Below are 22,401 nucleotides of genomic sequence, written 5' to 3'. Positions count from 1 at the left end.
ATGGCAAAGCTCTCCTCGATCAACAAGAACGAGCACCGCAAGGCGCTTGTGGTCAAGTACGCCGGCAAGTTTGCCGTGCTGAAGGCGATCGCCAATGACGAAAGCCGTGATGACAATGAACGGCTGATGGCGCGCCTGAAGATGGCCGAACTGCCGCGCAATGCCAATCCGACGCGGGTGCGCAACCGCTGCGAGCTGACCGGCCGCAGCCGCGCCTATTACCGCAAGTTCAAGCTCTCGCGCATCATGCTCCGCGAACTGGCCAACAAGGGCCTGATTCCCGGCGTGACGAAGTCGAGCTGGTAGGACCACCGAGATGTCGATGACCGATCCCCTTGGTGATATGCTCACCCGGATCCGCAATGGCCAGCAGGCCAAGAAGGATTCGATCCTCACCCCGGCTTCCAAGCTGCGTGCCCGCGTCCTCGACGTGCTGCAGCGTGAAGGCTATATCCGTGGCTATTCCGAAGCCGATGGCGGCACTGCTGCCGCTGCGCTGCGCATCGACCTGAAGTATTTCGAAGGCAAGCCGGCGATTCAGCATATCGCTCGGGTTTCGAAGCCGGGTCGCCGCGTCTATTCGGGCGCCACCGAACTGCCGCGCATCCGCAACGGTCTCGGCATTGTCATCGTTTCGACGCCAAAGGGTGTTCTGTCCGACGCGGAAGCGCGTGAACAGAATGCCGGCGGCGAAGTCCTCTGCCAGGTGTTTTAAGCCATGTCGCGAATTGGGAAAAAGGCCGTGCCGGTCCCGGCCGGCGTTACCGCCAGCATCGACGAGCGGACGCTGTCGGTGAAGGGCCCGAAGGGCGTGCTGTCGATGCCGATGTCGGACGACATCAGCTATGACATCGGTGACGGCCAGATTGCCGTGACCCCGGCCAACGAGACGAAGCGGGCGCGCGCCTTCTGGGGCATGCAGCGGACGCTGGTGTCGAACCTGGTCGTCGGTGTGTCGGACGGCTTCACCAAGGTGCTGGAAATCACCGGCGTCGGCTATCGTGCGTCGGTGCAGGGGTCGAACCTCAAGCTGCAGCTCGGCTACAGCCACGACGTCGATTTCCCGATTCCCGCCGGCATCACCATCAAGACGCCTGACCAGACGACGGTCGAGATCTCCGGGTCGGACAAGCAGGTCGTCGGGCAGATCGCCGCCGAAATCCGCCGCTGGCGCAAGCCGGAGCCTTACAAGGGCAAGGGCATCAAGTATCGCGGCGAGAAAATCTTCCGCAAGGAAGGGAAGAAGAAGTAATGGCCAAGCTCTCGCTTTTCGATCAGCGCCGCCGGCGCGTTCGCACCGCGCTTCGTGCCAAGGGTGGCGCGCGGCCGCGCTTGTCGATCCATCGCACCTCGCAGCACATCTATGCCCAGGTCATCGACGACGCCATTGGCATGACGGTCGCTTCGGCATCGACGCTGGAAAAGGACGTTCGCGACGTTACCGGGGCGACCAAGGACGCAGCGACTTCGGTCGGCAAGCGCCTGGCCGAGCGTGCCATGGCCGCCGGCGTTTCGGCGGTGGTCTTCGATCGCGGTGGTTTCATCTACCACGGCCGCGTCAAGGCGCTCGCCGATGGTGCCCGCGAAGGCGGATTGGAGTTTTAATCGATGGCTGATGAAATCCAGAACGCAGGCGCACCTGCTGGCGGCGCCCCCGGTGGCGAGCGTCGCGGTCGCGGTGGTCCCGGTGGCCCGGGCGGCGGCCGTGGCCGTGGCCCCGGCGGCGGCAATGATCGTGACCGTGGTCGCGGGCGCCGCGACGGCAACAACCCGGCGGAAGCGGGCGGCGAGGAGCTGGTCGAAAAGCTGGTCCACATCAACCGCGTTTCGAAGACGGTGAAGGGCGGCAAGCGCTTCGGCTTTGCAGCACTCGTCGTCGTCGGCGATGCCAAGGGCCGGGTCGGTTTCGGCCATGGCAAGGCGCGCGAAGTTCCGGAAGCGATCCAGAAGGCTACGGCGGCTGCCAAGAAGGCGATGATCCGCGTGCCGTTGCGCGATGGCCGCACCCTGCACCATGATGGCTATGGCCATTTCGGCGCCGGCAAGGTCTATGTTCGCTCGGCTGCCCAGGGAACTGGCATCATCGCCGGTGGTCCGATGCGCGCCGTGTTCGAAGCGCTCGGTGTTGCCGACGTCGTGACCAAGTCGGTCGGCACCAACAATCCGTACAACATGATCCGCGCGACCTTTGCGTCGCTCGTCGAACAGACCAGCCCCAAGGCAGTGGCGCAGCGCCGCGGCAAGAAGATTGCCGACCTGATGGCGCGCCGCGGTGATGTTTCGGCGCGCGTTGCCGAAGCCGACGCCGAAGCTGTTGCATAAGGACGCCTGACATGGCCCAAGTCAAACTCACGCAGATCGGTTCGCCGATCCGCCGCGCTCCCGACCAGGAAGCAACGCTGGTCGGCCTCGGCCTCAACAAGATGCACAAGACGCGTGTCCTCGAAGACACGCCGTCGGTGCGCGGCATGATCGCCAAGGTGGCGCACATGCTCAAGGTCGAAAGCGTCGACTGATCCGTTCCATCGCCCCGGCAGCCGCCGGGGCGATGTTTTTCCCATTGCGCGCCCAAAGCGAAAGCGAGTGCATCTCATGACCAAGCTCAACGACCTCCACGACAATCCCGGTGCCCGCAAGAGCCGCGTTCGCGTCGGCCGCGGCATCGGTTCCGGTGTCGGCAAGACCGCCGGTCGCGGCCAGAAGGGCCAGACCTCGCGTTCGGGTGTCGCTATCAAGGGTTTCGAAGGCGGTCAGATGCCGCTGCACATGCGGCTGCCGAAGCGTGGCTTCAACAACATCTTCCGCAAGGATTATGCCGAACTTAACCTCGGCACGCTCCAGACGATGATCGACGCTGGCCGTCTCGATGCCAATGCGACGATCGACGCGCAGGCGCTGGTCGATGCCGGTGTCATCACCCATGTCCGTGACGGCATTCGCCTGCTCGCAAAGGGCGCGCTGACGACCAAGGTGACGTTGAAGGTCGCCGGCGCCAGCGCCGCTGCCAAGGCTGCTGTCGAAGCCGCCGGTGGCGCGCTCGAACTTCCGGCCCCCAAGCCGGCCCCGCTGAGCCGCGACGAGCAGAAGGCAGCGCGCGCCACCGCGCGCGCAGCGAAAGCCGCCAAGTAAAGCCAGCAGCGAAAACGGCCTCGGACCCAGTCGATGGGGCGCAGGGGGGTCACCCCCTGCCCGCTGGTATAATCGCTTCGCACCGCCTATCTAGCGGGCTTCAACGCAAGGGTAGCGCACATGGCGTCAGCCGCCGAACAAATGGCCGCGAACATCAGCTTCGCAAACTTCTCCAAAGCCACCGAGCTGAAGAAGCGGCTGTGGTTCACCCTCGGCGCGCTCATCGTCTTTCGCCTTGTCTCGTTCGTGCCGCTGCCGGGGATCGACCCGACGGCGCTGAATTCGCTGTTCCAGCAGACGCAGGGCGGCGTTCTCGACTTTTTCAACATGTTCTCCGGCGGCGCGCTGGAGCGCATGTCGCTGATCGCACTCGGCGTGACGCCGTACATCACGGCGTCGATCATCGTGCAGCTGATGACCAGCCTGGTTCCCAGCTTCATGGCCTTGAAAAAGGAAGGCGACGCCGGGCGCAAGACGCTGAACCAATACACCCGCTACGGCACGGTGTTCCTGACCGCAGTCCAGGGCTATGGCATCGCCGTCGGCCTTGAAGGCTGGGGGGCAGGGCAGGGCGTGTCGGCTGTCATCGACCCGGGCTGGTTTTTCCGCATCACCACGGTCATCACCCTCATCGGCGGCACCATGTTCCTCATGTGGCTCGGCGAACAGATCACCAGCCGCGGCATCGGCAACGGCGTCTCGCTGATCATCATGGCCGGCATCGTCGCGCACCTGCCGACCGCCATCGGCCAGCTGTTCGAACAGGGCCGTACCGGTGCGCTGAACCCTGCCTTCATCCTTTTGATCGGTGCGATCGCGCTCGCCACCATTGCCTTCATCTGCGTCATGGAACGTGCCCAGCGCCGCATCCTCATCCAATATCCGAAACGCCAGGTCGGGACGCGGCAGTTCCAGGGCGACAGCTCGCATCTGCCGCTCAAGCTCAACACGGCCGGCGTCATCCCGCCGATCTTCGCATCGTCGCTGCTGTTGATGCCGCTGACCATCGCGCAGTTCGCGGCACAGGGCGGCACGGGCCCCGAATGGATGCTGACCATCACGACGGCGCTGCAACATGGCGCGCCGCTGTACATGGCGATGTATGCCCTCGGCATCGTCTTCTTCTCGTTTTTCTACACCGCCGTGGTGTTCAATCCCGAGGAAACGGCCGAGAATCTGAAGAAATATGGCGGCTTCATTCCGGGCATCCGGCCCGGCGCGCGGACGTCGGAATATCTCGATTTTGTTCTGACCCGGATCACCGTGATCGGTGCTGCCTATCTTGTCATCATCTGCCTGCTGCCGGAATTTTTGTCGGCACGGCTTGGCACCGGGCTCGCGCTGGGCGGGACCTCGCTGTTGATCGTCGTCAATGTGACCATGGATACTGTTGCCCAGATCCAGAGCCACTTGCTTGCGCATCAATATGAGGGTCTTATCAAGAAGTCGAAATTGCGTGGGGGAGCGCGTCGTTGAATTTGATCTTGCTGGGTCCGCCCGGCGCGGGGAAGGGGACCCAGGCAAGCCGCCTCGTCAAAGAACGAGGACTTGTCCAGCTTTCTACCGGAGACATGCTCCGGGCCGCCGTCGCCGCTGGAACACCCGTTGGCCTTATGGCGAAATCGGTGATGGAATCGGGGGGGCTTGTCTCCGACGATATCGTCAACGGCATCCTGTCTGAACGGCTCGACCATGACGATGCCCGCGGCGGCTTCATCCTTGATGGCTATCCGCGGACCGAAGTGCAGGCGCTCGCGCTCGACGCGATGCTCGCCGACAAGGGCCTGGCGCTCGATCATGTCGTCGAACTCGAGGTCGATGAGGACGCATTGGTCGATCGCATCACCGGACGCTTCACCTGCGCGCGCTGCGGTGAGGGCTACCATGACCGCCACAAGCTTCCCAAGGTGGACGGTGTTTGCGACATTTGCGGGTCGACCGAGTTCAAGCGTCGTCCCGACGACAACGCCGATACGGTGCGCACGAGGATGGCCGAATATCGCGCCAAGACGGCGCCGATCTTGCCGCACTATGAGGCCCGTGGTCTCGTCGACCGGGTCGACGGCATGGCCGACATGGACGCGGTTGCACGGAGCATCGACGCGGTCCTCGACCGCTGACGGGGTGCAGGGCCAGCGGCCCTGCCCGCCGGAGGCCCTTGCGATCAGCCCTCGATGAACGCCTCCTGCCGGAGAACGAACGCCATCAATGCCCGCGCATCGGCGCAGGCATTGTGTGGAACCGCGCTCTCGGCGCTGGCGTCGAATCCCGGCACATCGGCGAGTTCGAACACCAGCTTCGGTACGGCCAGCATCCGTCCGGGACCGATGATGAGCAGCCGGGCAAGATGCGCCACATCTTCGGGCCAGTCGGCGACGATCACCGGCGCCCCGGCTGCGGCCAGATAATCGGCCAGGGCTTCCGCCACGACGGGTCGCGGTTGCTGTATCGTGCCGAGCACCGGGATCACATGTGCCGCGACCCAAGGTTCCGGCCGGTCGCAGATGATCGCTTCGTAAAAGGCCGGCCGCCCGGGATCTTCGGGAACAAGCGCGATCGACACAAGGTCGCCGCAAAAGCCATTGAATTCGGTATCGAGAAAAAACCGCATCGGCCCGGGCCCCCTGGCGGACACCCTGCCCGATATGGGGGCGGTTGCAAGATGGCGGCAAGGAATTGCGAAGGCATCGGCGCTCCCCTAACGTTACGGGCATGACGATTGACAAGTCGAAGCCGCGGCGGGCGCGTTGGCGGGGAGCGGTTGCAGGCTTTGCGCTCTTGCTCGACCTGCCCGGCTGCATCTCGGCACAGCGCCGGATCAACGCCAACCAGGCGGAATTGTACGCGCAGGCCATTGCCGAGACCGAGCGCGTGGCGCGGCAGCTCGAAAATGGCGGGCCGGGGCGACATGATGTGCGCTTTTTCCTGAGCAACGCCTTCATCAACCAGAGCCTGGCGACGCTGGCCGGCTATCGCGTCATCCTGCCCGACGATCCGGACATCGACCTGCGCCTGACCGGCGTCGAGCTGTCGACGCTTGGCGCATTGCCGGCGGTGACGCTGTCCGCGACGGCCGCGCGCGGCGGCATCAACGCCGATGTGACGATGAACGCCGTGCTGGTCGCCACCGGCCGCCCCCATGAATTTCGCATCAACGTCCAGTCGCTGACGCCGGTGGTCCGGCTCGGGTCGGTCAATGTCAGTCGACTGCCGTTCGTGCAGCGGCTGCTGACCCTGCGGGTCATCGATATCGCTGCAGCTTTGCCGACGATCCGGCTTCCGGTGGAGGAACGGATCAGCATCGGCGGCGCTGCCGGCACCGCCACCGGCCGGGTGCAGACGAGCCGGCCGCCCCAGACGACGGCCCCCTCCTATTTGCGATTCACGACGACGGTCCCGGCGACGGCCTGGACCGGCCGCATCGTCAACCCGCGTTATTACTTCACTGGCGACGGCGTCTATGTGTTCGGGGACGTGCGATGAGGGCGCTGCCGTTGTTCCTGCTGCTGGCGGCGGCCCCTGCAGGCGCCGAAACGCCGGCCGCCGCCGACCAGCGGGCGCAACTGGCACGTGCTACGACGCGGTTGAACGCAGCGGCCGCTGCCGTGGCGGGACAGCCGTTCGCCACCAGCCGACGCATCCATGTCGATCTCGACCAGCGCGTGTTCGGCACTTGGCTGGCCGCTGTCGCCCCCAATGGCCTGCGGGCCAGCGCCACCGGAACAGCCGTCGACGGTGCACTGGTGACCCGCCAACGGCCCTTGCTGGGTCCGTTCACGGCAACGATCGCGCCGGCGTCGGCGACCCGACTCGACGTGGTGCTGGCCAACCCGCGCATCAATGCCGCGCGCGATCGCCTGACCGTGACAGGAGCCTTGTCGGGCGATGCCCGCGCCCAGGTGCGGGTGGCAGGCGTCGGGATCGACCAGACGGTGGCGTGCCGGACACAGCCGCCAGTGCGCGAAAATGGCATTGCGACCTTCGATCTGGGCGCCGGCTCGGGGAGCCGGTATCCGTTTACCCTTCGATTGACGACGCCTGACAACCTGCTCGCCAGTCTCGATTGCGATATCGCCGAACTGCGCCAGATCGAAAATGTTCTGCCGATCAACAGCATCGCCGGGGAATTGGCGGGCGGCACCATCGACATCGGCTTGTCGCCATCGGTCCGGTTGCCGACGCCGGGCGCCGGGCGTCCGATGATGGTTGTGCTCGATCCGCGTCGGCCGACGCTGCGGATCACCCCCCGGGGGCTGGCCTATTCGGCCGATTGATTGCGGGGTCGTGCAGCGATACCTCTGCGGCGCGCCGGCCTTGACTTCCGGCTCCCGACCCGTTAGCAGCCGCTTTCCGATCAACCGGAGAACTGACCCGGCGGCCGTTCTGGCTGTCCGGTTCTTGCTTTGAGATGGACTGCCTGCCCAGCGCGGTCCGTGGAGCTTGGAAGGAAATAATCTGTGGCACGTATCGCGGGTGTGAATATCCCGACCAACAAGCGCGTTGAAATCGCCTTGACCTACATTCACGGTATCGGCCGTACGACGGCATCGCGGATCACCAAGGATCTTGGCTTCCCGATTGAGCGTCGCGTCCAGGACCTGACCGATTCCGAAGTCCTTTCGATCCGCGAGTTGATCGACCGCGAACTGACGGTTGAAGGCGATCTTCGCCGGCAGACCGCGATGAACATCAAGCGCCTGATGGATCTGGCCTGCTATCGCGGGCTGCGTCACCGCAAGGGCCTGCCTGTGCGCGGCCAGCGCACCCATACCAACGCGCGCACCCGCAAGGGCAAGGCCAAGCCGATCGCCGGCAAGAAGAAGTAAGGGCGAGACCCGCTTTTTCCCCAGATCGACGGACAGGATTAGGATTTTTCGATGGCACGCGAAGTCGCACGCATCAAGCGCCGTGAGCGCAAGAATATCACTTCGGGCGTCGCCCATGTGAACGCCAGCTTCAACAACACCATGATCACCATCACCGATGCCCAGGGCAATGCCATTGCCTGGTCGTCGGCGGGGACCATGGGGTTCAAGGGCAGCCGCAAATCGACGCCGTTCGCGGCCCAGATGGCTGCCGAAGATGCCGGCAAGAAGGCCGCCGAACACGGCGTACGCACCCTTGAAGTCGAAGTCCGCGGGCCCGGTTCGGGTCGCGAATCGGCGCTGCGGGCCCTGCAGGCGGTCGGCTTCCAGATCACCGCGATCCGCGACGTGACACCGATCCCGCACAATGGCGTGCGGCCGCCGAAGCGTCGCCGCGTCTGACGCGGCCGGTGCTGCGCCGTCCCCCGGGGCGCGGTGTTTCGAATAGATGATGACGGGGACGGGCGGATGACGATCCGCCCCTTCCCAATGATGAGGTGAGCCTGTGGCCGTTATCGCCAAAAATTGGACCGAACTGAAGAAGCCGAACCGGCTTGAGTCGCGGCCGACCGTCGATCAGCGCCGCAAGGGCAGCTTCGTTGCCGAACCGCTGGAGCGCGGCTTTGGCCTGACCCTCGGCAACGCGCTGCGTCGCGTGCTGCTGTCGTCGCTGCAGGGCGCCGCCGTCACCGCCATCAAGATCGATGGCGTGCTGCACGAATTCTCGTCGCTTGCCGGTGTCCGCGAAGATGTGACCGACATTGTCCTCAACATCAAGCAGGTGGCGATCCGCATGCAGGGCGATCAGCCCAAGCGTGTGCATTTGTCGGCGACCGGTCCGGGTGAAGTTACCGCCGGGCAGATTTCGGTCACCGGCGACATGGAAGTGATGAACAAGAACCTCGTCATCTGCACGCTCGACGAAGGCGCGACGCTCAACATGGAACTGACCGTCGAAGCCGGCAAGGGCTATGTCCCGGCCAGTGCCAACCGTCCGGCCGATGCGCCTATCGGCCTGGTTCCGGTCGATGCGCTGTTCTCGCCGGTGCGCCAGGTCAGCTACAAGGTCGACAACACCCGTGTCGGCCAGGAACTGGACTATGACAAGCTGACCATCCAGGTGGAAACCGACGGTACCGTCACCCCCGACGATGCGCTCGCCTATGCCGCAAAAATTCTTCAGGACCAGCTGCAGCTGTTCGTCAACTTCGAGGACGTGGTCGCCGCGGCGCCCGCCCCGGCACCGACCGGCGGGCCGATCGAAGTCGATGACAACACCGTCATCAACCGCTTCCTGCTCAAGAAGGTCGACGAGCTGGAGCTGTCGGTGCGTTCGGCGAACTGCCTGAAGAACGACAACATCATCTACATCGGCGATCTGGTGCAAAAGACCGAGAGCGAAATGCTGCGTACGCCAAACTTCGGTCGCAAGTCGCTCAACGAGATCAAGGAAGTGCTCCAGCACATGAACCTGCGTCTCGGCATGGAAATTTCGGGCTGGCCGCCCGAGAATATCGAAGAGATGGCCAAGAAGCTCGAACAGGAATTCTGATCGTAGCGCCGGCAGGCGCGTGATCGACCGGCGCGGCGGCGGAGATCTCCGCCGAGCGCGTCCGACGTCACGACGCGGCTTTGCCGCGTGGCGGCAAGCGACGAAGGGGCATCTGGCTGACCCCAATTTCAGCCTGGCCGGACGTGCCTGATACGGCGTCCGAACGAACGGAGAAGTCAAATGCGTCACGGTAATGCCCATCGCAAGCTCGGTCGCACGACCAGCCACCGCCTCGCCATGTTCCGCAACATGTCGGCCAGCCTCATCAAGCATGAGCAGATCAAGACGACGCTGCCCAAGGCGCGCGAAATCCGCCCCTATATGGAAAAGCTGATCACGCTGGCCAAGCATGGCGGCCTGTCGAACCGTCGTCTGGCGCATGCCCGGCTGGGTGATGACGAGCAGCTGATCAAGCTGTTCGACGTCCTCGCCGCACGTTATGCCGACCGGCCGGGCGGCTATGTCCGCATCGTCAAGGCCGGCATCCGCCGTTCGGATGCAACGCCGATGGCCATTGTCGAGTTCGTCGACCGCGACACGAGCGCCAAGGGCCAGGATTCGGGCCCGGTGCAGAGCTTTGACGGCGACGAATAAGCTTCGTTTCTGACCCCCATTGCAAGGACGCGAACATGGCTGACGAAATCGACCTCGGCGCCACCGAGGCCAATGGCTTCGACAACGAGCCGTTGCCCCAGGTGACGATCCTGGTCCAGTACGCCAAGGATCTGTCGTTCGAAAATCCGAACGCCCCCACGTCGCTGCAGGCCACGGGTCAGCCGCAGATCGAAGTCAATGTGGCCGTCAACGCCAAGCGCGCCGGTGAAGGCGTGTTCGAATCGGAACTCAAGATCACTGCCAAGGCAACCAACGACGGCGATACCGCCTTTGTCGTCGAACTGCTGTATGCGGGGCTGTTCGGCCTGACCAATGTTCCGGAAGAAGCGCTCGAGCCGTTCCTGGTCATCGAGGCACCGCGCATCCTGTTCCCGTTTGCGCGCCGCATCATCGCCGATGCGACACGCGACGGCGGCTTCCCGCCGTTGATGCTCGACCCGATCGACTTCGCATCGCTCTACATGGCGCAGCAACAGGCCGGCACCAACCAGGTCGGCAATGCCTGATCGCTGCCCCTCTCCCGCTGGCCGGGAGAGGGGTGACGCAGCCCCGTCGGGAGCGTTGGCCGGCGCATGAACCTCGTCCGCGCCACGGCGACGATCGGCGGGCTGACGCTGGTCAGCCGCATCCTCGGCTTCGTCCGTGACATGTTGCAGGCACGCTATGTCGGTGCCGGCATGGCGACCGACGCCTTCCTGATCGCCTTTCGCCTGCCCAATCTGTTCCGGGCCCTGTTCGCCGAAGGCGCCTTCTCGGCGGCGTTCGTGCCGATGTTCAACCGGCAGGTCGGGGCCGACAATGGCGACCGCACCAACGCGACACGCTTTGCCGAAGACGCGCTTGCAGTGCTGCTGCCGGTGCTGCTGGTCTTCACCATCATCATGATCGTCGGTTCGGCGCCGATCGTCTGGGCTCTGACCGGGGGGTTTCCCGATGCCAGCCCCGAAAAATTCGCGCTCACAGTCGACTTCACCCGGCTGACATTTCCCTATCTCATGCTCATCAGCCTGGTGTCGCTGATGGGGGGCGTGCTCAATTCGGTCGGGCGCTTCTCGGTCAACGCCGCAGCGCCGATCCTGCTCAACGTCGCGCTGATCGTCGGGCTTCTGGGGTTCAACGGCCCCGATGACGTCGCCACGGCCCGCGTTCAGGCGCTGTGCGTCACCGTCGGCGGCATCCTGCAGTTTGCCTGGCTGCTCTGGGCGTGCATCGATTCGGGTTTTTCGCTGCGGCTGCGCTGGCCGCGACTCGGCGAGCGCGTGCGGACGCTGTTGCGGCTGATCCTGCCCGCGGCACTGGGCGCCGGCGCCGTGCAGTTCAACCTGCTGATCTCGACCGCGCTGGCGGCGCGCTTCCTGCCAGAGGGTGCCGTCAGCCATCTCTATTATGCCGATCGCCTCAACCAGCTTCCGCTCGGCCTCATCGGCATCGGCGTCGGCACCGCGATGCTGCCGGCCCTGTCGCGCCAGCTGGGGGCCGGCAATGCCGACGCGGCGCGCCATACCCAGAACCGCGCCATCGAGCTGGTGCTGTTGCTGACCCTGCCGGCGGCGGCGGCGCTGACGGTCTCGGCGATGCCGATGATCCGGGCGCTGCTCGAACATGGCCGTTTCCTGCCGGCCGATACGCTGGCGACGGCGCAGGCGCTGGCCGCCTTCTCGCTCGGCCTGCCGGCCTATGTGCTGATCAAGGTGCTGACGCCCGGCTTTCACGCCCGGCAGGACACGGCCACCCCGGTGCGGATTGCCGTCGGCTCCATGCTGGTCAACCTCGTCGGCAACCTGGCCTTGATCTGGCCGCTGGGCCATGTCGGCATCGCCTTGTCGACGGCGCTGGCCGCGTGGGTCAACGCACTTGCGCTGTTCATCGTGCTGCGTCGCCGCGGCCATTTTGCCATCGATGCCCGGCTGCGGCGATCGGCGTTGCGGCTGCTGCTGGCGGCGGCGGTGATGGTCGCCGTGCTGCTGGCGCTCAATCCGCTGGTGGCGCCCTTCACCGGGGGTGCCTGGTTGGCGCGCATCGCCGCGCTGATGGTGTTGATCGGCAGCGGCGGCATCGCCTACCTGGTCGCAGCCCGGCTGCTCGGCATTTTCACCCTCGCCGAGCTTCGCAGCCAATTCTCTCGCAAAGGCAAGACAGCATGAGCCGCGTTTTTTCCGGCATCCAGCCGACCGGCAATCTCCACCTCGGCAACTATCTCGGCGCCATCCGCAACTGGGTGACGATGCAGGACCTTCACGAATGCATCTATTGCGTCGTCGATCTGCACGCGATCACCGTGGCGCAGGATCCCAAGCTGTTGCGCGCCGGCATTCGCGAAATGACCGCCGCGCTGCTCGCCAGCGGCATCGATCCGGCGCGGGCGGTCCTGTTTCCGCAAAGCCAGGTCCATGTCCACGCCGAACTGGCCTGGGTGCTCATGTGCACCGCGCGGGTCGGCTGGCTGAACCGCATGACCCAGTTCAAGGAAAAATCGGGCAAGGACCGCGAAGGTGCCAGCGTCGGGCTGTACACCTATCCGGTGCTCCAGGCCGCCGATATCCTGGCCTATAAGGCAACCCATGTGCCGGTGGGCGACGACCAGAAACAGCATCTGGAGCTGGCGCGCGACATCGCGCTGAAATTCAACACCGATATGGGTGTCGACCTGTTCCCGCTGCCCGAACCGGTGATCGAGGGGCCGGCGACCCGGGTCATGAGCCTGCGCGACGGCAGCGCCAAGATGTCGAAGTCCGACCCCAGCGACGCCAGTCGCATCAACCTGACCGACGATGCCGACACGATCGCGCAGAAGATCAAGCGTGCCAAGACCGACGCCGACGCGCTGCCCAGCGAAGCCGCGGGACTGGCCGGACGGCCGGAGGCGGCGAATCTGGTCGGGCTGATGGCGGCGTTGACCAATCGCACCGTGGCCGATGTGCTGGCGGATTATGGCGGGCAGGGGTTCGGACGCTTCAAGCCGGCGCTTGCCGATGTGCTGGTGGCGACGGTGGCGCCGATCACCACGCGCTTCAGCGAATTGCGCGTCGATACCACGACGCTCGATGCCGTGCTCGCCGATGGTGCCACCCGCGCCCGTGCGATCGCCGAACCGGTTCTGGCCGAAGTCCATCGCGCGGTCGGTTTCACGGGTTGATCACTGCTGCGGCAACCTGTCTTCGACGGGAAATTGCCGAGTTCACCCCGCATACACTTGTGCTTGGGCATATTCGCGGCCATCTCGATACTTCCTGTTTCCTAGGGGCTTTTGTAATGACCAGCACCAGCCGATCACCGTTTCGCAGGGCCATGGGTCGTCTTGCCTTGCCGCTGTTCGCATCCGCTCTGCTCGCGGCATGCGCGCCGACCTTCGAGGCCCGTGTGGCGCGCTTTTCGGCGCTGCCGACGCCGCCGGCCAAGACCTTCTATGTCGAGCCTGCCAACCAGGCCTATGTCGGCGGGCTGGAGTTCGCGACCTACGCCGGGCTGGTCAAGCAGCAGATGCTGGCCAATGGCTTCACCGAAGTCACGACGCCCGGCAATGCCGATGTGACCGTGCTGCTCGATTATAATGTCGGCCCGCCGCGCGAGCGGATCCAGACCCGGCCCGCGGCCGGTGTGGGCTGGGGCGGCGGCTGGGGCGGTCCTGGCTGGGGCGGCGGCGGTTGGGGCTGGCATCCCTATTGGGGTCCGGCCTGGGGCGGCGGCTGGGGCGGCGCAGGTTGGGGTGGTGGCTGGGGCGGCGGCTGGGGTGGCGGCTGGGGTCAGCAGGAAGTCTATTCGGTCACCGAATACACCACTGTCATGGCCATCAAGATGGTTCGCACCGCCGACAAGACCAATGTGTTCGAAGGCCGCGCCGATACCACCAGCCGGACCAACAACCTGCCGGCGCTGATGCCCAGCCTCGTCCGCGCGATGTTCACCCAGTTCCCCGGCACCAATGGCCAGGTCGTGCGGGTGCGCTTCAACCCCAATGACCCGGCGGCGGTGCCCCAGGTCAGCGTCGCCCGCTGAGGCGTTCGCCGGCTTTTCGATGTGCGTCCTTGCGGGCGGCCCGGTAACGGGTCGCCCGCATTGCGATTGCTGGCGTGGGGCAGCGCGGGGATGCGGGTCGCGTCAGGCGTGACTTTTCGCCCCCGCCCCGCTAGACGCCCGCCGTGAAGAACAGCAACCCCGCACGATCTGCCGCCCGCCTTGGCGCTGTCCAGGCCTTGTACCAGCACGAGATGCAGGGCGACGCGCTGCCGCGGCTGCTGCACGAATTCCACAATCACCGGCTCGGCCAGGAAATCGAGGGCGCCGATTATCTCGACGCCGACACCGATTTCTTCGATGATCTCGTCACCGGAACGGCGGCACGCCTGCCCGAACTTGACGCGCTGATCACCGGCGCGCTGGCCCAGGGTTGGTCGATGGACCGGCTCGACCGTCCGATGCGCGCCTTGCTGCGCGCCGCGACCTACGAACTGGTGGCACGCGCCGATGTTGCGGCGGCAACCGTGATCAACGAATATGTCGAGGTCAGCCACGCCTTCCATCCCGACAAGGAGGCAAAGTTCGTCAACGGCCTGCTCGATACCGTGGCGCGGCAGGTGCGCCCGGCCTGATGCCAGAGCGCGATTTCATCGCGCGTCACCTCGTGCCCCTCGCAACCGCGCCTGCCGCCCGCGGGCTTGCCGATGACGCTGCGGTCTGGGCGCCGCCGCTCGGTCGCGACCTTGTCTTCACCCATGACGTGCTCGCCTGCGGGATCCATTACCTCGCCGGAGACCCGCCTTCCGACATCGCCTGGAAGCTGCTGGCGGTGAACCTGTCCGACCTGGCCGCCATGGGGGCGACACCGGCCGGCGTCCTGCTCGGCCTGGGGATGTCGGCGGCGGAGGACGCGGCATGGCGCGAGACCTTCACCCGTGGGTTGGGGCGGGCGCTGGCCGCTTTCGATGTCGCGCTCTGGGGCGGTGATACCGTCAGCGGCCTTGACCGCGCCGTGCTCGGGTTGACGGCAATCGGCCATGTCGCGCCGGGTGGCGCGCTGTCGCGCCGGGGCGCCTGCATCGGCGACGCGATCTGGGTGTCCGGGACCATCGGCGACGCCGGGATCGGCCTCACCATGGCGCGTGGCACGATTCCGGCAGCCAAGCCGCTGCTCGACCGGTTCCGTCGCCCGATGCCACGGCTTGCGCTCGGCCAGGCACTGGTCGGCGTCGCGACAGCCTGCATGGACGTGTCCGATGGCCTGTTGATCGATGCCGACCGTCTCGGCCGCGCCAGCCGTGCGCGCCTCGACATCGATGTCGCCGCCGTCCCGGTGGCGGACGGGCCCTGGACAACCGGGCTGGACGACCGCTTGGCCCGGGTGACGGCTGGCGACGATTACGAGCTGCTGTTCACCACGCCGGCCGATGCCGATGTGCCGGCGCTGGCGGCACGCGCCAGGACCCCCGTCACGCGCATCGGCACCGTCGTGGCCGGTGCAGGGGTCCGGGCGCTCTGCGACGGTCGCGACGTGACCCCCGACCGGCTCGGTTGGGAACACGGCTGAGCCGCGGTTGCTTTCGCCGCGGACGCGGCCCAGACTGCGACAATCGACCGCGTAAATCGCGGCGTTGCCTTGGGGAGACGCCTTTATGGACGTCGTGATGATCGCAATCCTGTGCGGATTGGCGGCGGTGGCCTATGGCGTTGTCACATCGCGGCAGGTGCTTGCGGCCTCGCCGGGCAATGCCCGGATGCAGGAGATCGCCAAGGCCATCCAGGAGGGCGCCGGCGCCTATCTCGCCAAGCAATATACCGCCATTGCCGTTGTCGGCGCCATTGTCGGCGTGCTGGTGTTCGTGCTGCTCGGGCCGCTGCCGGCCGCGGGGTTCGTCATCGGTGCGGTCTTGTCGGGGGTCACCGGTTTCATCGGCATGAACATTTCGGTGCGCGCCAACGTCCGCACGGCCGAGGCGGCGCGCCAGTCGTTGCAAGCCGGGCTGACCATGGCATTCCGGTCGGGCGCCGTCACCGGGATGCTGGTGGCGGGTCTCGCGCTTCTCGCCATCGCCGGCTATTTCCGTTTCCTGACCGGCACCGGGCTCGATCCCACTGGTCGCCCGGTCATCAACGCGCTGGTGGCGCTGAGTTTCGGCGCTTCGTTGATCAGTATCTTCGCGCGGCTGGGCGGCGGCATCTTCACCAAGGCCGCGGACGTCGGCGCCGACATGGTCGGCAAGAACGAGCTGGGGTTCGACGAGGATGACGACCGCAACCCCGGTGTCATCGCCGACAATGTCGGGGACAATGTCGGCGATTGCGCCGGCATGGCGGCCGACCTGTTCGAAACCTATGTCGTCACCATCGGCGCGACGATGGTGCTGGTGGCGCTGCTCGTCGCCGGCGCCGATGCGGCGCGGCTGATGACGCTGCCGCTGCTCGCCGGCGGCGTCTGCATCCTGACCAGCATCATCGGCACCTGGTTCGTGCGGCTGGGCGGCGGCAGCATCATGGGCGCGCTCTACAAGGGTTTCTTTGCCACGGCATTGCTGTCGGTGCCGGCGCTGTATTTTGCCACCCGGACGATCTTTCCGGACATGACCGCCACGATCAGCGTCAAACTCGGCGATGCTGCCAACGCGGTTGCCGCCCCTGTCGATTTCACGGCCATGGCGCTGTTCTGGTGCATGATGGTCGGGCTGGTGGTGACCGGGCTGATCGTCTGGATCACCGAATATTACACCGGCACCGGCTATCGGCCGGTCCAGTCGATCGCCAAGGCATCCGATTCGGGCCATGGCACCAATGTCATCCAGGGGCTGGCGGTGTCGATGGAATCGACCGCATTGCCCACGCTGGTGATCGTCGCCGGCATCATCGCGGCGTTTCAGCTCGCCGGCCTTATCGGCATCGCCTTTGCCGCGACCGCCATGCTCGCGCTGGCCGGCATGGTCGTCGCGCTCGATGCCTATGGCCCGGTGACGGACAATGCCGGCGGCATCGCCGAAATGGCCGGTCTCGATGCCGAGGTGCGCGAACGCACCGACGCGCTCGATGCCGTCGGCAACACCACCAAGGCGGTGACCAAGGGCTATGCCATCGGCTCGGCCGGATTGGCGGCGCTGGTGCTGTTCGCCACCTATACCGAGGATTTGCGGCAGTTCTTCACCGATGTGCCGGTCGATTTCACCTTGTCCAACCCCTATGTCGTCGTCGGCCTGCTGCTCGGCGCGTTGCTGCCCTATCTGTTCGGCGGCATGGCGATGACCGCAGTCGGGCGAACGGCCGCGGCCGTGGCGCAGGACATCCGCGCCCAGTTCCGCGAACATCCCGGCATCGCCGATCGCAGCGTGCGCCCCGACTATGCCCGCACCGTCGGCCTGGTGACCGCCGGCGCGATCCGGGAGATGATCGTGCCGTCGCTGCTGCCGGTGCTGGCGCCCGTCATCGTCTATTTCGCCATCACCACGGTTGCCGGCCAGGGCAACGGCTTTGCTGCGCTGGGGGCGCTGCTGATGGGCGTCATCGTTTCCGGGCTTTTCGTGGCCATCTCGATGACCAGCGGCGGCGGCGCCTGGGACAATGCCAAGAAGGTCATCGAACAGGGCGCCTATGGCGGCAAGGGCTCGCCGGCGCATCAGGCCGCCGTCACGGGTGACACGGTCGGGGACCCGTACAAGGACACGGCCGGGCCAGCGGTCAACCCGATGATCAAGATCACCAACATCGTGGCATTGCTGCTGCTGGCGGCGCTCGCCGGCGGCTGAGGCCCTGGGCCCGGACCCCGTTCAACCAAGGTCCCTGCTCATGATGATGCGCTGGTGATCCGATCGTCAAATGGGGTCTTGGGCCGAGGCGCCAGCCACCAGAGTCTTTTTACTGGAGCCAAAGCAGGCTAGGCGGCGCGGATGCACCGCTTCCCACTCTCGCTTGTTTCGGTCATCGCCGGTGGCGCTTCGGCGTTCGGCTTTGCCCCGTGGAACCTGTGGCCGCTCACGCTCATTTCCGTTGGTGTCCTTGTGGCGCTGATCGACACTGCCCCCGGCCCGCGCCGCGCATTTGCCCGCGGCTGGCTGTTCGGGACGGGGCATTTCAGCGTTTCACTCGGCTGGATCGCGCACGCTTTCACCTATCAGGACAAGATGCCGCCGGCACTCGGCTGGGTGGCGGTCATCGGCCTGTCGATGTTCCTGGCACTCTATATCGGGCTTGCCGCCGGGCTGGCGCGGGGCGTGCCGGCGTCGGGGCTGGCACGCGTGCTGGTTCTGGCGGCGGCGTGGATGCTCGGCGAATGGCTCCGCGGCTGGGTGCTGACGGGCTTTGCGTGGAATCCGCTCGGCGCCACTTGGCTTGAAGTGGCCGGAATCCGCCAGCTGGCACGTTTCGGCGGGGCGATATCACTTTCGGCGCTGGCAGTGCTGGCGGGTGGCGGGCTGTGGCTGCTCGCGCGGCGGCAGTGGCGCGGCGGGGGTGCGCTGCTGGGTGCGGTGGCGCTGGCGGCGCTCGCCGGGCGAGTTTGGGAGGCGCCGCCTGCAGCGTCGGACGGCCCGGTCGTCCATCTCGTCCAGCCCAATATCAGTCAGGATGAGAAATATGCGGTGGGGAGCGAAGCCGCCAATGTTCGCCGCTACCTCGATCTGACCGCGATGGCGCTCGCGCGTCGCCAATCGGCCCGGGGCGAAATCGTCGTCTGGTCGGAAGGGGCGGTGCCCTATCTCGTCGAGGAAGACGCGGCGGTGCGCGCCGCGCTCGCATCGGTTCTCGGCCCCGATGATCTGCTGCTGTTCGGCGGCACCGCGGCGTTTCGGGACGATAAAGGCACGCTGGTCGCGCTTGGCAATTCGCTGTTCGCCCTTGATGCGCGCGGGCAGCTTATCGCTCGCCACGACAAGTCGCACCTGGTGCCGCTCGGCGAGTATGTGCCGGCGCGGCCGCTGATGACGGCGTTCGGGCTGGCGCGGCTGGTGCCCGGCGATCTCGAGTTCCGGCCCGGCCCGGGTGCGCGCAGCTTCGCCCTGCCCGGCTTTCCGGCGGTCGGCATGCAGGTCTGCTACGAGATCATTTTTCCGGGCGCAGTCGTTGATCGCTCCGATCGCCCGGCGTGGATCGTCAACGTCTCGAACGACAGCTGGTACGGCGCGTCGATGCCCTCGCAGCATGTGGCGCAGGCGCGGCTGCGCGCCATTGAGGAGGGTTTGCCGATCGCGCGCGCCACCCCCACCGGCATCAGCGCGATGATCGACGGGCATGGCAATGTGATCGGCGCGCTGTCGATGGGCGCCCGCGACGTCAGTTCGGTGGTGCTGCCGCCGGCACTGCCGGTGACGCCCTTCGGCCACTGGGGGCACGGGGTGACGCTGGTGATGGGGCTGGGGTTGCTGGCGCTGTCGTGGCTGGCGAGGCGCAGCAACATATAAAGCTTTCTTTATACCCCTTGCATGAGCAAGCCGCGCCGCCTAGACGCGGGGCCTGTTCAACCGTGCGGGATATTGCCCCAGATGACGCGCTCCTCCTTCCTGTTCACCAGTGAATCGGTGTCCGAAGGCCACCCTGACAAGGTCGCCGATCAGATTTCAGACGCCGTGGTCGACCTGTTCCTGTCCAAGGATCCCGAGGCGCGCGTCGCCTGCGAAACGCTGACGACGACCCAGCTCGTCGTCCTCGCCGGCGAAGTCCGCGGCAAGGGCATGATCGACACCGCGGGCAACTGGGCCCCGGGCGCGCTGGAGGAAATCCAGACGGTCGTGCGCAACACCGTCAAGCGCATCGGCTATGAACAGGAAGGCTTTCACTGGCAGAACCTCCAGTTCGAAAACCATCTCCACCCCCAGTCCGCGCACATCGCGCAGGGCGTCGATGCCAGCGGCAACAAGGACGAAGGCGCCGGCGACCAGGGCATCATGTTCGGTTACGCCACCGACGAGACGCCCGACCTGATGCCCGCGACGCTCTATTATTCGCACAAGATCCTCGAACGCATGGCCGCCGACCGCCACAGCGGCAAGGCACCGTTCCTGGAACCCGATGCCAAGAGCCAGGTGACCCTCGCCTATGAAAACGAAGTGCCGGTGCGGGCCACGGCGCTTGTCGTCTCCACCCAGCACGCCGTCGATTATTGCCAGCCGTGGACGGATGGCGACACCGGCGGCGGCGACGCCGCCAAATATGCGACCTTGCGCGACTATGTCCTGTCGGTCTTCCACGACGTGCTGCCCGATGGCTTCATCACCGACGAGACGGTGATCCACGTCAACCCGACCGGCCGCTTCGAAATCGGCGGTCCCGATGGCGATGCCGGCGTCACCGGTCGCAAGATCATCGTCGATACCTATGGCGGCGCCAGCCCGCACGGCGGCGGCGCCTTCAGCGGCAAGGATCCGACCAAGGTCGATCGCTCGGCTGCCTATATCACGCGCTACCTTGCCAAGAATGTCGTTGCCGCGGGCCTCGCGCGTCGCTGCACCATCCAGCTGAGCTATGCCATCGGCGTTGCCGAGCCGCTCAGCGTCTATGTCGACCTGCACGGGACCGGCACGGTCGATGAGGCAAAGCTGGAGGCGGTGCTGCCGACTCTGGTGCGCCTGACCCCGCGCGGCATCCGCACCCATCTGGGGCTGAACAAGCCGATCTATCAGCGCAGTGCCGCCTATGGCCATTTCGGGCGCCAGCCCGACACCGAAGGCGGCTTCAGCTGGGAAAAGACCGACCTCGTCGACGCGCTCAAGGCCGCCGTCTGACGACAGGGTAAGCGGTTGGCGGGGTCTGCCCCCGCCAACCGCCTCACTCGGCGGCGATGGACCCCGCCTGGGCGCCGGAATAGACCAGCGCGCGGTCGTCGAGGTCGAGCGCCGGAAACTCGTCCTTTTCGCGCCAATAATCCTGGGTGTGCTGCCATTCGCGCTTGTCGCCGCGCTTGGGCAGCTTGTCCTGCCCGCGCAGGATGTAGTTGGCGTTGAAGTCGTCGGTGTCGATCCAGCTCGACAGCGGCATGTTGTGATCCTCGGGGCGCAACGCCGGCACCACCGCGCTCGCCCCGCGGTCCGCCATATGGTCGAGCAGCCGGCAAACGAAGCGGCTGACCATGTCGGCGCGCAGCGTCCAGCTGGCGCGCAGATAGCCGAACACCCAGACCATGTTGGGGACGCCGGTGAACATCATGCCGCGCCACGTCACGGTGTCGTTCCAGTCGAGCGGCTTGCCGTCGATGCGGAAGGCGATGTCGCCCATGACGCACAGGTTGAACCCGGTCGCGGCGAGGACGATGTCGGCCTCGACGGTCGTGCCATCGGTCATTGCCAGCCCGTTTTCGGTGAAGCGCGCAATCTCCCCGGTGACGACTCCGGCCTTGCCGTCACGGATCGCTTCGAACATGTCGCCATTGGGAACGAACGCCAGGCGCTGCCGCCACGGGCGATAGCTCGGAGTGAAATGCTTCATGTCGAAGCCTTCGGGAAGCAGCGACCTGACGGCTTCCAGAAGCTCGGCCTTGACGGCCTCGGGCTCCTCGACACAGCGCCGGCAGACGGTATCCTGGTCGAAGTTGATCTTTCGGCGGGTAATCTCGTGCACCCATTCCTCATCGACCTTGAGCGCCCGCAGCATGTCGGCGGTCTCATTGGCGTTGGCGGCCGGAAAGAAATAGGTCGGTGACCGCTGCACCATCGTGACCATTTCGGCGGTGTTGGCCATTGCCGGGATGACCGTCGCGGCGGTGGCGCCCGACCCGATCAGCGCGACGCGCTTGCCGGCATAATCGATGCTGCCGTCCCATTCCTCGGTGTGGACGATCGGCCCCTTGAAGTCCGCCATTCCAGGCCATTCCGGCATATAGCCCTGGCGGTGCTTGAAATAGCCCTGCGCCATGTACAGGAAATTGGCGGTAAATGTCCTGGTCTCGCCCGAATCGAGCCGGGCCGTCACCGTCCATGTCGATGTCTCGCTCGACCATTCGGCGGTCTCGATGGTGTGGCCGAAGCGGAGATATTGCGACAGGTCGTTCTCGGCGATCATCTCGCCCAGATAGGCGCGAATCTCCTCGGCCGTCGCGATCGGCGGCCCCACCCAGGGCTTGAAGCGGAAACCGAAGGTGTAGAGATCGCTGTCCGACCGGATCCCGGGAAACTTGTGGGTGAGCCAGGTGCCGCCGAAGCTCGCCTCGCGCTCCAGCACCACGAAGCGGGTGCCCGGACGCTCGTTCTTGAAGTGCCAGGCGGCGCTGAGGCCGGAAATCCCCGCTCCCACGACGACGACATCGAAATGCTCGGCAGTGTTGATCATGGGCTC

The 22,401-nt window shown here is 65.8% G+C and carries 26 protein-coding genes; 24 read left to right on the top strand and 2 right to left on the bottom strand.

Annotated features, from left to right (window positions below):
• From rpsN to GGQ62_RS09585, 9 genes are all read left to right on the top strand, one after another.
• Entirely contained in the window at nt 1-306 is a 306-nt protein-coding gene (gene rpsN, locus GGQ62_RS09625) for a 30S ribosomal protein S14 (protein WP_152577516.1), read from the top strand.
• Nucleotides 307-316: 10 nt separating this feature from the next.
• Nucleotides 317-715, top strand: a complete 399-nt coding sequence (gene rpsH / locus GGQ62_RS09620) for a 30S ribosomal protein S8 (RefSeq protein ID WP_152577517.1) — start codon at nt 317-319, stop codon at nt 713-715.
• A gap of 3 nt (nt 716-718) precedes the next feature.
• Nucleotides 719-1,252 (top strand): 50S ribosomal protein L6, encoded by a 534-nt coding sequence (rplF, locus tag GGQ62_RS09615; protein WP_152577518.1) that lies wholly within the window; start codon nt 719-721, stop codon nt 1,250-1,252.
• Nucleotides 1,252-1,605: a 50S ribosomal protein L18 gene (gene rplR / locus GGQ62_RS09610; protein WP_152577519.1), complete on the top strand. Its 354-nt coding sequence runs from the start codon at nt 1,252-1,254 to the stop codon at nt 1,603-1,605. The genes rplF and rplR overlap by 1 nt, the downstream gene beginning before the upstream one ends.
• A 3-nt stretch (nt 1,606-1,608) precedes the next feature.
• Nucleotides 1,609-2,322 carry a 30S ribosomal protein S5 gene (gene rpsE, locus GGQ62_RS09605; protein WP_152577520.1) on the top strand — a complete coding sequence of 238 codons (714 nt, stop codon included), beginning with the start codon at nt 1,609-1,611 and terminating at the stop codon, nt 2,320-2,322.
• Between the two features lie 11 nt (nt 2,323-2,333).
• On the top strand, nt 2,334-2,516 hold the full coding sequence (rpmD, locus tag GGQ62_RS09600) for a 50S ribosomal protein L30 (RefSeq protein ID WP_152577521.1): 183 nt from the start codon (nt 2,334-2,336) through the stop codon (nt 2,514-2,516).
• A gap of 76 nt (nt 2,517-2,592) precedes the next feature.
• Nucleotides 2,593-3,129, top strand: a complete 537-nt coding sequence (rplO, locus tag GGQ62_RS09595; RefSeq protein WP_152577522.1) for a 50S ribosomal protein L15 — start codon at nt 2,593-2,595, stop codon at nt 3,127-3,129.
• 120 nt (nt 3,130-3,249) lie between these two features.
• Nucleotides 3,250-4,605, top strand: a complete 1,356-nt coding sequence (secY, locus tag GGQ62_RS09590; protein ID WP_152577523.1) for a preprotein translocase subunit SecY — start codon at nt 3,250-3,252, stop codon at nt 4,603-4,605.
• Nucleotides 4,602-5,249 carry an adenylate kinase gene (locus GGQ62_RS09585; RefSeq protein WP_152577524.1) on the top strand — a complete coding sequence of 216 codons (648 nt, stop codon included), beginning with the start codon at nt 4,602-4,604 and terminating at the stop codon, nt 5,247-5,249. The genes secY and GGQ62_RS09585 overlap by 4 nt, the downstream gene beginning before the upstream one ends.
• A gap of 44 nt (nt 5,250-5,293) precedes the next feature.
• Here GGQ62_RS09585 and GGQ62_RS09580 read toward each other — a convergent pair whose 3' ends face one another.
• A complete protein-coding gene (locus GGQ62_RS09580; protein WP_152577525.1) occupies nt 5,294-5,740 on the bottom strand; it encodes a hypothetical protein in 447 nt (148 codons plus the stop codon).
• A gap of 101 nt (nt 5,741-5,841) precedes the next feature.
• Between GGQ62_RS09580 and GGQ62_RS09575 the strand changes: the two genes are divergently transcribed.
• From GGQ62_RS09575 to metK, 15 genes are all read left to right on the top strand, one after another.
• Nucleotides 5,842-6,612, top strand: a complete 771-nt coding sequence (locus GGQ62_RS09575) for a hypothetical protein (RefSeq protein WP_152577526.1) — start codon at nt 5,842-5,844, stop codon at nt 6,610-6,612.
• Nucleotides 6,609-7,403 (top strand): hypothetical protein, encoded by a 795-nt coding sequence (locus GGQ62_RS09570; RefSeq protein ID WP_152577527.1) that lies wholly within the window; start codon nt 6,609-6,611, stop codon nt 7,401-7,403. The genes GGQ62_RS09575 and GGQ62_RS09570 overlap by 4 nt, the downstream gene beginning before the upstream one ends.
• Before the next feature lie 183 nt (nt 7,404-7,586).
• Nucleotides 7,587-7,955: a 30S ribosomal protein S13 gene (gene rpsM, locus GGQ62_RS09565; protein WP_152577528.1), complete on the top strand. Its 369-nt coding sequence runs from the start codon at nt 7,587-7,589 to the stop codon at nt 7,953-7,955.
• Nucleotides 7,956-8,006: 51 nt separating this feature from the next.
• The gene (gene rpsK, locus GGQ62_RS09560) at nt 8,007-8,396 is read left to right on the top strand and encodes a 30S ribosomal protein S11 (protein ID WP_152577529.1); all 390 of its coding nucleotides are present in this window, start codon (nt 8,007-8,009) and stop codon (nt 8,394-8,396) included.
• A gap of 103 nt (nt 8,397-8,499) precedes the next feature.
• Entirely contained in the window at nt 8,500-9,546 is a 1,047-nt protein-coding gene (locus GGQ62_RS09555; protein ID WP_152577530.1) for a DNA-directed RNA polymerase subunit alpha, read from the top strand.
• A gap of 180 nt (nt 9,547-9,726) precedes the next feature.
• Nucleotides 9,727-10,140, top strand: a complete 414-nt coding sequence (gene rplQ, locus GGQ62_RS09550) for a 50S ribosomal protein L17 (protein WP_152577531.1) — start codon at nt 9,727-9,729, stop codon at nt 10,138-10,140.
• A 35-nt stretch (nt 10,141-10,175) separates the two neighbouring features.
• On the top strand, nt 10,176-10,667 hold the full coding sequence (gene secB, locus GGQ62_RS09545) for a protein-export chaperone SecB (protein WP_152577532.1): 492 nt from the start codon (nt 10,176-10,178) through the stop codon (nt 10,665-10,667).
• A gap of 66 nt (nt 10,668-10,733) precedes the next feature.
• On the top strand, nt 10,734-12,305 hold the full coding sequence (murJ, locus tag GGQ62_RS09540) for a murein biosynthesis integral membrane protein MurJ (RefSeq protein WP_152577533.1): 1,572 nt from the start codon (nt 10,734-10,736) through the stop codon (nt 12,303-12,305).
• Nucleotides 12,302-13,297: a tryptophan--tRNA ligase gene (gene trpS, locus GGQ62_RS09535; protein ID WP_152577534.1), complete on the top strand. Its 996-nt coding sequence runs from the start codon at nt 12,302-12,304 to the stop codon at nt 13,295-13,297. The genes murJ and trpS overlap by 4 nt, the downstream gene beginning before the upstream one ends.
• Nucleotides 13,298-13,449: 152 nt before the next feature.
• Nucleotides 13,450-14,157, top strand: a complete 708-nt coding sequence (locus tag GGQ62_RS09530; protein ID WP_167649561.1) for a DUF4136 domain-containing protein — start codon at nt 13,450-13,452, stop codon at nt 14,155-14,157.
• 143 nt (nt 14,158-14,300) lie between these two features.
• A complete protein-coding gene (nusB, locus tag GGQ62_RS09525) occupies nt 14,301-14,750 on the top strand; it encodes a transcription antitermination factor NusB (RefSeq protein WP_152577536.1) in 450 nt (149 codons plus the stop codon).
• The gene (gene thiL / locus GGQ62_RS09520) at nt 14,750-15,685 is read left to right on the top strand and encodes a thiamine-phosphate kinase (protein WP_152577537.1); all 936 of its coding nucleotides are present in this window, start codon (nt 14,750-14,752) and stop codon (nt 15,683-15,685) included. Before nusB ends, thiL begins: the two co-directional genes overlap by 1 nt.
• An 85-nt stretch (nt 15,686-15,770) precedes the next feature.
• Entirely contained in the window at nt 15,771-17,885 is a 2,115-nt protein-coding gene (locus tag GGQ62_RS09515; RefSeq protein ID WP_152577538.1) for a sodium-translocating pyrophosphatase, read from the top strand.
• A gap of 141 nt (nt 17,886-18,026) precedes the next feature.
• Complete coding sequence (gene lnt, locus GGQ62_RS09510) at nt 18,027-19,535, top strand: apolipoprotein N-acyltransferase (RefSeq protein ID WP_152577539.1); 1,509 nt, start codon at nt 18,027-18,029, stop codon at nt 19,533-19,535.
• An 81-nt stretch (nt 19,536-19,616) separates the two neighbouring features.
• Nucleotides 19,617-20,855 carry a methionine adenosyltransferase gene (gene metK / locus GGQ62_RS09505; protein ID WP_152577540.1) on the top strand — a complete coding sequence of 413 codons (1,239 nt, stop codon included), beginning with the start codon at nt 19,617-19,619 and terminating at the stop codon, nt 20,853-20,855.
• 43 nt (nt 20,856-20,898) lie between these two features.
• Here metK and GGQ62_RS09500 read toward each other — a convergent pair whose 3' ends face one another.
• Entirely contained in the window at nt 20,899-22,395 is a 1,497-nt protein-coding gene (locus GGQ62_RS09500) for a flavin-containing monooxygenase (protein WP_207790488.1), read from the bottom strand.
• Nucleotides 22,396-22,401: the final 6 nt, after the last annotated feature.

It is taken from the genome of Polymorphobacter fuscus, assembly GCF_011927825.1.
In the GTDB taxonomy this organism is placed as follows: Bacteria; Pseudomonadota; Alphaproteobacteria; order Sphingomonadales; family Sphingomonadaceae; genus Sandarakinorhabdus; species Sandarakinorhabdus fusca.
Note: the sequence above shows the minus strand (reverse complement) of the source record. Positions and strands in the feature narration are given on the sequence as shown.